The organism is Agrobacterium sp. NPDC090283 (assembly GCF_044769685.1).
Taxonomy (GTDB): Bacteria; Pseudomonadota; Alphaproteobacteria; order Rhizobiales; family Rhizobiaceae; genus Agrobacterium.
This window is the reverse complement of the sequence record NZ_JBIVYG010000025.1, coordinates 58,864-69,729: the sequence shown is the minus strand read 5'-3', so window position 1 is coordinate 69,729 and position 10,866 is coordinate 58,864. Positions and strand designations below refer to the sequence as shown.

General features: G+C 60.3%; 10 protein-coding genes. 6 read left to right on the top strand and 4 right to left on the bottom strand.

Annotated elements, in window-relative coordinates:
• Nucleotides 1-196 precede the first annotated feature (196 nt).
• Together ACIQUH_RS25535 and ACIQUH_RS25530 are read right to left on the bottom strand one after the other, a co-directional pair.
• On the bottom strand, nt 197-1,666 hold the full coding sequence (locus ACIQUH_RS25535) for a mannitol dehydrogenase family protein (protein ID WP_400820444.1): 1,470 nt from the start codon (nt 1,664-1,666) through the stop codon (nt 197-199).
• A gap of 107 nt (nt 1,667-1,773) precedes the next feature.
• A complete protein-coding gene (locus tag ACIQUH_RS25530) occupies nt 1,774-2,448 on the bottom strand; it encodes a GntR family transcriptional regulator (RefSeq protein ID WP_400820441.1) in 675 nt (224 codons plus the stop codon).
• Between the two features lie 281 nt (nt 2,449-2,729).
• Between ACIQUH_RS25530 and ACIQUH_RS25525 the strand changes: the two genes are divergently transcribed.
• Nucleotides 2,730-3,848, top strand: a complete 1,119-nt coding sequence (locus tag ACIQUH_RS25525; RefSeq protein ID WP_400820439.1) for a mandelate racemase/muconate lactonizing enzyme family protein — start codon at nt 2,730-2,732, stop codon at nt 3,846-3,848.
• 48 nt (nt 3,849-3,896) lie between these two features.
• Here the strand turns inward: ACIQUH_RS25525 and ACIQUH_RS25520 are convergent, their stop codons facing one another.
• Together ACIQUH_RS25520 and ACIQUH_RS25515 are read right to left on the bottom strand one after the other, a co-directional pair.
• Nucleotides 3,897-4,919 carry an LLM class flavin-dependent oxidoreductase gene (locus ACIQUH_RS25520; protein ID WP_400820437.1) on the bottom strand — a complete coding sequence of 341 codons (1,023 nt, stop codon included), beginning with the start codon at nt 4,917-4,919 and terminating at the stop codon, nt 3,897-3,899.
• Between the two features lie 136 nt (nt 4,920-5,055).
• Complete coding sequence (locus ACIQUH_RS25515; RefSeq protein ID WP_400820435.1) at nt 5,056-5,973, bottom strand: LysR family transcriptional regulator; 918 nt, start codon at nt 5,971-5,973, stop codon at nt 5,056-5,058.
• Nucleotides 5,974-6,185: 212 nt separating this feature from the next.
• On the opposite strand from ACIQUH_RS25515, the gene ACIQUH_RS25510 reads away from it, so the two are divergent.
• The 5 genes from ACIQUH_RS25510 to ACIQUH_RS25490 are packed head-to-tail and all read left to right on the top strand — an operon-like array spanning nt 6,186 to nt 10,811.
• Nucleotides 6,186-7,394, top strand: a complete 1,209-nt coding sequence (locus tag ACIQUH_RS25510; RefSeq protein ID WP_400820432.1) for an ABC transporter substrate-binding protein — start codon at nt 6,186-6,188, stop codon at nt 7,392-7,394.
• 29 nt (nt 7,395-7,423) lie between these two features.
• A complete protein-coding gene (locus ACIQUH_RS25505) occupies nt 7,424-8,209 on the top strand; it encodes an ABC transporter ATP-binding protein (protein ID WP_400820430.1) in 786 nt (261 codons plus the stop codon).
• A gap of 1 nt (nt 8,210) precedes the next feature.
• Nucleotides 8,211-8,912 (top strand): ABC transporter ATP-binding protein, encoded by a 702-nt coding sequence (locus tag ACIQUH_RS25500; RefSeq protein ID WP_400820427.1) that lies wholly within the window; start codon nt 8,211-8,213, stop codon nt 8,910-8,912.
• A gap of 2 nt (nt 8,913-8,914) precedes the next feature.
• Nucleotides 8,915-9,802: a branched-chain amino acid ABC transporter permease gene (locus ACIQUH_RS25495; protein WP_400820425.1), complete on the top strand. Its 888-nt coding sequence runs from the start codon at nt 8,915-8,917 to the stop codon at nt 9,800-9,802.
• Between the two features lies 1 nt (nt 9,803).
• Nucleotides 9,804-10,811, top strand: a complete 1,008-nt coding sequence (locus tag ACIQUH_RS25490; protein ID WP_400820422.1) for a branched-chain amino acid ABC transporter permease — start codon at nt 9,804-9,806, stop codon at nt 10,809-10,811.
• Nucleotides 10,812-10,866 lie beyond the last annotated feature (55 nt).

Below are 10,866 nucleotides of genomic sequence, written 5' to 3'. Positions count from 1 at the left end.
CGGCGCAACTCAGGTCGCAGAAATAAACCTCGAAAACCCATGAAACTGTCAGGGATGTCTCCGAACATCTGTCAGGGATGTCTCCGGTCTTTACACCTGTCCCGAGGATCCACTCACGTATCGTAAATTGATACGTCCTAGATGCTCGGGACAGGCCCGAGCATGACGGTGGAGAGTTTTTCGACCTGCGCGCTTTTCAGGACGTCAGAAATTTGCCGATGGCGCCGAGCGCGCCATGTTCCCGGACGTCATGATAGGCGGATTTTAGACTGGAAACGAAGGTGTCGTTCCTGGGCAGGTCGTTTCCAAATGTGCGCTCGAAAGTCAGAAAACGGTCGACAACCGCATCCGGCGCCATTGCCAGTTGATCCGGCGCATCCCACTCCCTGAAAGCGGGATCGAGAATGGTGATCGGCTGCCCCTTTTCATTCTTGTCCGCGCAGGACCTGATCCATAATGCGACGGCGAAAATGACCGTCCGGCTTTCAGCCTTCTCCACCAGCAATTCGCGCAACGGGGCGAGAATGCGCAACGGTACTTTCTGCGACGCATCGGAGGCGATCTGCATGGTCTTGTGCTGCAGCGAGGGATTGGCGAAACGCTCCCGCAGGCCGGCCGCAAATTCCGCACCATCGACGCTGGGGTCCAGCGTCCGGCCGACTTCGCGCCAATAGGCGTCGATGAAATCGCGCACGGCCTTTTCACCCCAGGCATCGGCAACGGTCGCAAGGCCGGCAATCTGGCCGATGGCGGCGATGGCGCTGTGGGAACCGTTCAGCATTCTGAGCTTCATATGTTCATACGGCTCGACATTACCGACAAATTCTACCCCGGATTTCTCCAGCGCCGGTCTTCCATGCGGGAAACGGTCCTCGATGACGAAGCGGAAATAGGGCTCCGCTACCACGGGCCAGGCATCGCCAAGGCCGAGCGCGGCCGAGATCGCATCCCGGTCCGCGTCAGTGGTGGCGGGAACGATCCGGTCCACCATTGAGCAGGGGAAGATAATATTGGTTTCGATGAATGAAGCCAGTTCCGGGTCGGCCAATTCCGCAAATTCCAGCAGCAGCTTGCGCAGCACATGGCCGTTGGCGGGCAGGTTGTCGCAGGACAGGAGCGTCAGCGGGTGAGAACCCTCTTTGCGCCTGCGCCGCGTGGCCGCAAGAATGAAGCCAAAGATGGAACGCGGCCGGTCCGGGTGTTCGAGGTCATGGATGATATCAGGGTGTTCGCGCAGCAGGCTGCGGGAGGCGAGGTTGGTCAGATAGCCCTTCTCCGTCACGGTGAGGGTGACGATCAGAACGCGCGGATCGGCCAGTCGCTCCATCAGCCGTTCAGGGGCTTCCGGTGCGACGATGGTTTCCAGAATCGAACCGATGATGCGCAGGCGCTCGCTCTCACCGTCCCGCAGGCAAAAGGTGTAGAGATTGTCCTGCGGTTCGATGGCGTCGCGCGTATCCGGGCTGCGCAGCGATGCGGCCACGATGCCCCATCGGGTTTCGCCGCGATTGAGGCAATCATCGATGAAAACCGCCTGATGTGCCCGGTGAAAGGCGCCGACGCCGAGGTGAACGATGCCCGGCGTGATTTTCTCACGGTCATAGGCGGGTATTGTGACTGTTTGCGGCAGGCGGGGCAGGGTTGCAGCGGAAAGCCGGTCTGTCATCGATGCGAAATCCCCATACGGAACGGGATGGCCGTGGCTCGCACCGCTGGAATTGCGACGCTCGGGTTTTCGCGCATGTCAGTTCCTCCCCTTATCTTCTGAATGGATCAGGCCCCGGCCTCTTTGAGCAGCCGGATCTGGCGCAGCGTGTTCTGACGGCTGCGCTCCAGATGCCGCCACAGGGCGTCGATGATCTGGGCCTTGCTGCCGGCGGCGATGGCATCGGCGATATTCTGGTGCTCCTCGACCGAGCGGGCGTAGTCTCCGAGGATCGAGACGAAAACCGTGTGGGTCTGGTCGAGAATGCGCCCGTGCGAGCCGGAAATGACGGGAATGCGCGCGGCCGAAACAAGGGTTGCATGGAAGCTGCGGTCGTAAAAAAGCGCCTTCGATAATTCATCCAGCGTCGAGCCTTTGGCGAATTCGCGATGTTTCGCAAGGCTTTCCAGAAGCTCCGCGTGCAGCGCCCCATCCAGCTGCCCGGCATCGAAGGCCACTTCCACAGCACCTTTTTCGAGCAGCATTCTGGCGGCGTAAAGTTCTTCCACATCCTCCACGGTGAAATCGCGCACCACCATGCCGCGCCTGGAGGAATTGACCACCAGCCCATCGGCCTCGAGTTTCAGGCAGGCTTCCTTGACCGGCGTGGGGCTGATGCCGAGATCGGCGGCAAGCTCATTGGGCAGCAGGCGTTCGCCGCCGCGCAATCTGCCGCTGACGATGCGCGCGCGCAGTTCCTGATGCGCCTGTTCGGCGAGTGTGACTTTGACCAGCGAGTTCATGGCCGCATCATTGCCCAGCTTTGAGAAGTGGGCAATGACCAAATATTAAAAATAAAAAATTTTTTATTTTACAAAGCCCGTTTTTCCGTTAGCTCTATCTGCCATCGGAAGCCGGTTGCCGGAGGAGGGCAGTTCGGCAATCCCTGACGGTTCAAATCCCGCAGTCGTTGGGCGCGGGACTATGACGCGGATCCATCCGCCAATCGGCGAAGTGCCGGCCAGAAAAGGGACTTCCGCCTTTCCTCCCCGCAAGCCGTTCAAGCATTGAGGAATGACCGATCATGAAAATTACCGCTGTCGAACCTTTCATCCTGCATCTGCCGCTGACCTCGGAGTCGATTTCCGACTCCACCCACAACATCACCCATTGGGGTGTCGTGGGGGCAAAGATCACCACGAGCGATGGCCTTGAGGGCTATGGCTTTACCGGCACCCATGCGCATCTGCCGTCCGACAGGCTGATCACCTCCTGCATCAGCGATTGTTATGCGCCCTTGCTGCTGGGAGAGGATGCATCGGAGCATTCAAAGCTTTGGACGAAACTCGCCCGTTACCCCTCGCTACAATGGGTCGGCCGGGCAGGTATCACCCATCTGGCGCTGGCCGCGATCGATGTGGCGCTCTGGGATTTGAAGGCGAAAAAGGCGGGCGTTCCGCTCTGGCACTATCTTGGCGGTGCGCGCACGGCGGCGGTGGAAGCCTATAATACCGACATCGGCTGGCTTTCCTTCAAGCTGGAGGATTTGCTCGCGGGCAGCGCAAGGGCGGTGGAGGAAGATGGCTTCACCCGCGTGAAGATCAAGGTCGGGCATGACGACCCGAATATCGATATTGCCCGGCTTGCCGCTGTTCGCAAGCGCGTCGGTTCGTCCATCCGCATCGCCATTGACGGCAATGGCAAGTGGGATTTGCCCACATGCCAGCGCTTCTGCGCGGCTGCGAAGGATCTGGATATCTACTGGTTCGAGGAGCCGCTGTGGTACGATGACGTCACCAGCCATGCGCGGCTGGCGCGTAACACGTCGATTCCGATCGCGCTCGGGGAGCAACTCTACACGGTGGATGCGTTCCGCTCATTCATCGATGCCGGTGCGGTCGCCTATGTCCAGCCCGACGTGACCCGGCTTGGCGGCATCACCGAATATATCCAGGTCGCCGATCTGGCGCTCGCCCATCGCCTGCCCGTGGTGCCGCATGCCGGCGAAATGAGCCAGGTGCATGTGCATCTGAGCTACTGGCACCCGGCTTCGACCATTCTCGAATATATTCCGTGGATCAAGGATCATTTCGAAGAGCCGATCCATGTGCAGGACGGCGTTTACAAACGCCCGGAACACCCCGGTGCCAGCACGACGCCTTTGACTGAAAGCTTCGCCCGTTATGGCAAGGCGGTGAAGTAAAAAAGGGCGGCGCATGGAATGCGCCGCCCCGATTTAAAGGCGCTGCCGTTAGCGCCAGCCGAGTGCTGGCGCCACCTGCTTGAGGATCGTCTCGATCACATGGGCGTTGTAATCGACGCCCAACTGGTTCGGCACGGTCAGGAGCAGCGTGTCGGCTTCGGCGATGGCTTCATCGGCTTTCAGCTGTTCGATCAGTTTTTCCGGCTCGGCGGCATAGCTGCGCCCGAAGATCGCGCGTGTCTTGTCGTCGATATAGCCGATCTTGTCATCGCCTTCGTTGCCGTAACCGAAATAGGAGCGGTCGCGGTCGTTGACGAGGGCGAAGATGCTGCGGCTGACCGATACACGCGGCTCGCGGGCATGTCCGGCTTCCTTCCAGGCTTCCCGGAAGGTGCGAATCTGCTGCGCCTGCTGGACATGGAAAGGCTCACCCGTCTCATCCGTCTTCAGGGTGGAGCTTTGCAGGTTCATGCCAAGCTTTGCCGCCCAGACCGCCGTTGCATTGGAGCTCGAACCCCACCAGATGCGCTCGCGCAGCCCTTCGGAATGCGGCTCCAGCCGCAAAAGGCCGGGCGGGTTCGGGAACATCGGTCTCGGGTTCGGCTCAGCGAAACCTTCGCCCTTCAAAAGCTCGAGGAAGACCTCGGTATGCTGGCGTGCCATGTCTTCTTCGCTCTGACCCTCGGCCGGGCGATAACCGAAATAACGCCAGCCATCGATTACCTGTTCCGGCGAGCCGCGGCTGATGCCGAGCTGCAGGCGTCCACCGGCGATGAGGTCGGCCGAACCGGCGTCTTCAGCCATGTAGAAAGGGTTTTCATAACGCATGTCGATGACGCCGGTGCCGATCTCGATGTTTTTCGTGCGCGCGCCGACGGCGGCCAGAAGTGGAAAGGGCGAGGCAAGCTGGCGGGCGAAATGGTGCACGCGGAAATAGGCGCCATCGGCACCGAGCTCTTCCGCGGCGACGGCGAGGTCTATCGATTGCAGCAGCGTGTCCGCAGCCGAGCGGGTTTGCGACTGGGGCGAGGGCGTCCAGTGGCCGAAGGACAGAAATCCGATCTTTTTCATGATGACCTTCCAGATGTCGGAGGATGCCGGTCTTTACAGGCCGGCTTCGTTGTTGTCAGTCATATAGGCTGGGACGCGCATCCTCCAACCAGCCACGCGTAGACACCGTGTCGCCGAAATGTGAACGATGGCCGTTTCACACAATTGTTCGGCGGTCCAGGATGAAGAGATTTTCATGTGCCCGCGCGGTGGTAAGGATGAAATCCATCAGTGAGCGCACCCGCGGCACATTGGCGAGGTCGTGGTGGCTGGTGAGCCAGTAGCCGCGCCGCAGTTCCACCTCTCCCGCGAGCACCATCTGCAGGTCCGGGAAACGCGCGGCGATGAAATTCGGCAGGATGCACAGGCCCCGGCCGCTCAGCGTGGCCGTCAGCTGCGCAAAAATGCTCGATGACTGAAAACCCGGACGCAGGCCGGGCAGCACGTCGCGCATATAGTCGAGACCCGGCGAGAAGATCAGGTCCTGCACGTAACCGATGAAGAAATGGTCGAGCAGGTCCTCGCGTTTGGTGATTTTCGGCCGCCCGGCGAGGTAGGACCGCGACGCATAAATATGCAGCGTGTAATCGATGATCTGTTCGTTGATGTAAGGACCGGCTTTCGGCGGGTCGAGCGTTACCGCCACATCCGCCTCCTTTCGGGACAGCGCCATGATCTGCTGGATCGTCACCATTTCCAGCATGATGTGGGGATGGGTTATGGCGAAGTCCTTCAGCCTTTCCACGAAGAAAAAATTGGAAAAACCTTCAGGTGCGCTCAAGCGCACGACGCCGCGCAGAAGGCTGCCGCTTTCGGAAATATCCGATTGCAGCCGTTCAGCCTCCGCCTCGATGCGCTCGACGGTATCGACCAGCCGCCGGCCGACGGTCGTCAGCTCATAACCACGCGGGTTTCGCTCGAACAGCTTGGTTTTCAGGGAAAATTCCAGCCGGTCGATATGGCGGGAGACTGTGGCGTGGCTGGTGCGCAGGCTGCGGGCTGCCGATGAGAGCTGCCCGGTGCGGGCCACGGCCAGGAAATATTGCAGGTCGTCCCAGGTGAAAGGGGTGGCCATATTTGTCTCCCATCAAGAGTTCTGTTCAAAAATGAACAGTTCCTGTTCGCAATTTGATGATGACAAGCTCTTGTGTCAACGGCCGAATTCGAGAAGTCTAGGCTGAGGATGCATCGCTTTGAGGAGGGCGGTGCGGCCATTCGGGTGCAACGGTTTCGTTCACCGCTGCACAGACAATCTGAGGCTCGCAATCATCTCTGGGAGGAGAAGTCATGCGCAAGAGTATCGTTTTATCCACGGCCATGGCACTGGCCGCCGGCACCGCCGCTTATGCGGCCGAGATTTCGGACGGCAAGGTCAAGATCGGTATCCTGAACGACCAGTCGGGCGTCTACGCCAATTTCGGCGGCAAATACTCTTATGAAGCCGCGAAGATGGCGGTCGAGGATTTCGGCGGCAAGGTGCTCAATGCGCCGGTGGAAGTGGTGACCGCCGACCACCAGAACAAGGCGGATGTCGCCTCCAATATCGCCCGCCAATGGTACGATACCGAACAGGTCGATTCGATCATGGAACTGACCTCGTCGTCGGTCGGCCTTGCCGTGCAGGCGCTCTCCAAGGATAAAAAGAAGATCACCGTCAACACGGGTGCGGCAACCACCGAACTGACCGGCAAGCAGTGCAGCCCCTATGGGTTCCACTGGGCCTATGACACCTATTCGCTGGCGGTCGGCACCGGCGGCGCGCTCGTCAAGCAGGGCGGCGACAGCTGGTTCTTCCTGACCGCCGACTATGCCTTCGGTTATTCGCTGGAAGAAAACACCTCCAATTTCGTCAAGGCCAATGGCGGCAAGGTGCTGGGTTCCGTGCGTCATCCGCTCGCCACGACGGATTATTCCTCCTTCCTGCTGCAGGCGCAGTCCTCGGGCGCGAAGGTCATCGGTCTCGCCAATGCCGGTCTCGATACCTCCAACGCCATCAAGCAGGCGGCGGAATTCGGCATCGTCGCCGGCGGCCAGCGGCTGGCAGCCCTTCTCTTCACGCTTGCCGAAGTCCACGGCCTCGGTCTCGAAGCGGCTCAAGGGTTGACGCTGACGGAAGGTTTTTACTGGGATCGCGACGATGAATCGCGCAAATTCGGCGAGCGTTTCAAGGAACGCACCGGCGCCATGCCGAACATGGTGCATGCCGGCACCTATTCCGCCGTGCTGCATTATCTGAAGGCCATCGAAAAGGCCGGCACCGACGATGCCGATGCCGTTGCAAAGGCCATGAAGCAAATGCCGGTCAACGACGTCTTCGCCAAGAATGGCCATGTCGCTGCCAACGGCCGCATGATCCACGACATGTATCTGATGGAAGTGAAGAAGCCGGATGAGAGCAAGCAGCCGTGGGATTATTACAAGGTGCTCGCCACCATTCCCGGCAAGGAAGCCTTCATGGACCCCGCAAAAAGCGGTTGCCCGCTGGTAACGCAATAAAAGACTGACGCAATAAAGGGGAAAGTTTCATGACGATCGCTCCCGCCCCCGCCGGGCAGGCCGAATCACGCGTCGTTCTTTCGGCGCGCGGTCTCTCCAAGACCTTCGGCGCATTCGCGGCCGTGAAAAACGTCGATCTCGACGTGCATCATGCCCGCGTGCATGCGCTGATCGGTCCGAACGGCGCCGGCAAGACCACGGTCTTTAATCTATTGACCAAGTTTCTCCAGCCGACGGGCGGGACGATCACCTTCATGGGAACGGATATAACAAGGACGCCACCGGACAAGGTGGCGCGTCTCGGCCTCGTCAGGTCTTTCCAGATATCGGCGGTGTTTCCGCATCTGACGGTTCTGGAAAACGTGCGGGTGGCGTTGCAGCGGCCGAACGGCCTTGCAACGCAGTTCTGGCTGCCGCTCTCCTCGCTCGACAGGCTGAATGCCCGCGCCGAGGAGCTGATCGCAACGGTTGGCCTGACACGGGAAAAACATGCGCTTGCGGCCGATCTGTCTTACGGCCGCAAGCGGGTTCTCGAAATCGCCACTACGCTGGCGCTCGACCCCAAGGTTCTGCTGCTGGACGAGCCGATGGCCGGCATGGGTGGGGAAGATGTCTCCCATGTCGCCGAGCTTATCCGCGAGGTGGCAAAGACACGCGCGGTGCTGATGGTCGAACATAATCTGAAAGTCGTTGCCGATATCTGCCACCATGTCACGGTGCTGCAGCGCGGTGAAATTCTAGCGGAGGGCGATTATGCCGCCGTTTCCGCCGATCCGCGGGTGCGAACGGCCTATATGGGCACGGAGGAGGCGTGATATGGCGGCAATGCTCGAAGTCTCCAACCTGAAATCCTGGTATGGCGAAAGCCAGGCGCTGCATGGCGTCGATCTGACGGTCGGCGAAGGCGAAACCATCACCATTCTCGGCCGCAACGGCGTGGGCAAGACCACGACGCTGCGCACCATCATGGGCATCATCCGCAACCGCAAGGGCGTCATCAAGCTCGGCGGCAAGGATATGATGCCGGTGCCGCTGCATCGCACGGCGAAATACGGCCTCGGCTTCGTGCCGGAAGAGCGCGGTATCTTCGCGACGCTGAGCGTCGAGGAAAACCTGAAGCTGCCGCCCGTCGTCGCATCCGGCGGCATGACGCTCGATGAGATATATGAGCTGTTTCCCAATCTTTACGAACGCCGCACCAGCCCCGGCACCAAGCTTTCCGGCGGCGAGCAGCAGATGCTCGCCATGGCGCGCATCCTGCGCACCGGCGTGAAGGTGCTCTTGCTTGACGAACCGACGGAGGGACTTGCCCCGGTCATCGTGCAACGCATCGGCGAGGTGCTGCAGAAGCTGAAGAGCCGTGGCATGACCGTGGTTCTGGTCGAGCAGAATTTCCGTTTCGCCAGCCGTATCGCCGACCGTTTCTACCTGATGGATCACGGCCAGATGGTCAGCGATTTTCCGGTCAGCGAGCTTTCCGGCCGCATGGGCGAGCTCAACAAGGTGCTGGGGGTTTAACCATGACGATGATCTTCGGCGTTCCCATTCAGGCGCTTCTCGGGCAATTGCTGGTCGGCCTCATCAACGGGTCGTTCTACGCGCTGCTGTCGCTCGGTCTCGCCGTCATTTTCGGCCTGCTGCGCGTCATCAATTTTGCCCATGGCGCGCAATATATGCTCGGCGCTTTTGTCGCCTTCCTCGGCCTGCAATATTTCGGCATCAATTTCTGGGTGGCGCTCATCGTCACGCCGCTCGTCGTCGCTTTGTTCGGCGCGATCGTCGAGCGCTTCCTGCTGTCGCGGCTTTATGATCTCGATCCGCTTTACGGGCTGCTTTTCACCTTCGGCCTGGCGCTGGTGGTGGAAGGCACGTTCCGCTGGCTTTATGGTGCGGCGGGCCAGCCCTATTCGGTGCCGCGCGCGCTTGCCGGCGGCACCAATCTCGGCTTCATGTTCCTGCCGAATTACCGCGCTTTCGTTGTCGTCATTTCGCTCATCGTCTGCATCGCCACCTGGGCGCTGATCGAAAAGACGCGTCTCGGCTCCTATCTGCGCGCCGCGACGGAAAATCCGACGCTGGTGCAGGCTTTCGGCATCAACGTGCCGGTGCTGCTGACGCTGACCTACGCATTGGGCGCCGGCCTTGCCGGGTTCACCGGCGTGCTGGCCGCACCGATCTACCAGGTCTCGCCGCTGATGGGCACGAACCTCATCATCGTCGTCTTTGCCGTGGTGGTCGTCGGCGGCATGGGCTCGATCATGGGCGCCATCGTCACCGGTTACATGCTGGGCGTCGCCGAAGGCCTGACCAAGGTGTTCTACCCGGAAGCCTCCAACATCGTCATCTTCGTCATCATGGCCTTTGTGCTGCTCATCCGCCCCGCCGGACTTTTCGGAAAGGACGCCTGATATGTCCAAAGCCACCCATAGCTCCACCGCCGGTACGCTGCCGCAGGCTGAAGTGTCTGCGACTGCCGGAACCATCAAGACGGTGCTTATTCTGGCAGGGCTTGCCGTCCTCATCGCCGCACCGATGTTCGTTTACCCGATCTTTCTGATGAAGCTCCTGTGCTTCGCGCTGTTTGCCTGCGCCTTCAACCTGCTGATCGGTTATACGGGTCTGCTGTCCTTCGGCCATGCGGCGTTTTTCGGCGGTGCGGCCTATTTCACCGCCTATTCGGTGAAGGAATGGGGCGTGACGCCGGAGATCGGCCTTGTCATCGGCATGGCAGGGGCGGCCCTTCTGGGGCTTGTCATCGGCTTTTTCGCCATCCGCCGCCAGGGAATCTATTTCGCCATGATTACGCTGGCGCTGTCGCAGATGTTTTATTTCTTCTGCCTTCAGGCGCCGTTTACCCATGGCGAGGACGGTTTGCAGGGCGTGCCGCGCGGCCATCTCTTCGGCCTCCTCGATCTCAATGCGCCGCTCAATATCTATTACACGGTGCTGGCCGCCTTCGTCATCGCGCTGCTGGTCATCTGGCGTTTCGTCAATTCGCCCTTCGGCATGATCCTGAAATCCATCCGCGAAAACGAGCAGCGCGCCATTTCGCTGGGTTATAGCGTGCAGCGCTACAAGCTCGGCGCTTTCGTGATGTCGGCGACGCTGGCCGGTCTTGCGGGCGGTCTGAAGGCGCTCGTCTTCCAGTTCGCGACGCTCACCGACGTGACATGGCAGATGTCCGGCGAAGTGATCCTGATGACGCTGCTCGGCGGCATCGGCACCATGATCGGGCCGATTTTTGGCGCGGGTCTCGTCGTCACTTTGCAGAACTATCTCGCGACATCGGATTTCCCGGTCACCATCATCACCGGCCTCGTGTTCATGGCCTGCGTTCTGGTGTTCCGGCGCGGTCTTATCGGCGAGTTTTATGCTTCCCGGCTGGGGCGGAAACTCGGCTTTCAGCACCGCAGCTAGACATTTTTGAAAACACAGACAAGGCCTCCTCCGCGTCCGGGACGGTGCGGCAAGG

What these genes read in the sequence shown, in the direction of transcription:
- ACIQUH_RS25535 (WP_400820444.1), bottom strand. Translation starts at nt 1,666, where the DNA reads ATGACAGACCGGCTTTCCGCTGCAACCCTGCCCCGCCTGCCGCAAACA.
- ACIQUH_RS25530 (WP_400820441.1), bottom strand. Translation starts at nt 2,448, where the DNA reads ATGAACTCGCTGGTCAAAGTCACACTCGCCGAACAGGCGCATCAGGAA.
- ACIQUH_RS25525 (WP_400820439.1), top strand. Translation starts at nt 2,730, where the DNA reads ATGAAAATTACCGCTGTCGAACCTTTCATCCTGCATCTGCCGCTGACC.
- ACIQUH_RS25520 (WP_400820437.1), bottom strand. Translation starts at nt 4,919, where the DNA reads ATGAAAAAGATCGGATTTCTGTCCTTCGGCCACTGGACGCCCTCGCCC.
- ACIQUH_RS25515 (WP_400820435.1), bottom strand. Translation starts at nt 5,973, where the DNA reads ATGGCCACCCCTTTCACCTGGGACGACCTGCAATATTTCCTGGCCGTG.
- ACIQUH_RS25510 (WP_400820432.1), top strand. Translation starts at nt 6,186, where the DNA reads ATGCGCAAGAGTATCGTTTTATCCACGGCCATGGCACTGGCCGCCGGC.
- ACIQUH_RS25505 (WP_400820430.1), top strand. Translation starts at nt 7,424, where the DNA reads ATGACGATCGCTCCCGCCCCCGCCGGGCAGGCCGAATCACGCGTCGTT.
- ACIQUH_RS25500 (WP_400820427.1), top strand. Translation starts at nt 8,211, where the DNA reads ATGGCGGCAATGCTCGAAGTCTCCAACCTGAAATCCTGGTATGGCGAA.
- ACIQUH_RS25495 (WP_400820425.1), top strand. Translation starts at nt 8,915, where the DNA reads ATGACGATGATCTTCGGCGTTCCCATTCAGGCGCTTCTCGGGCAATTG.
- ACIQUH_RS25490 (WP_400820422.1), top strand. Translation starts at nt 9,804, where the DNA reads ATGTCCAAAGCCACCCATAGCTCCACCGCCGGTACGCTGCCGCAGGCT.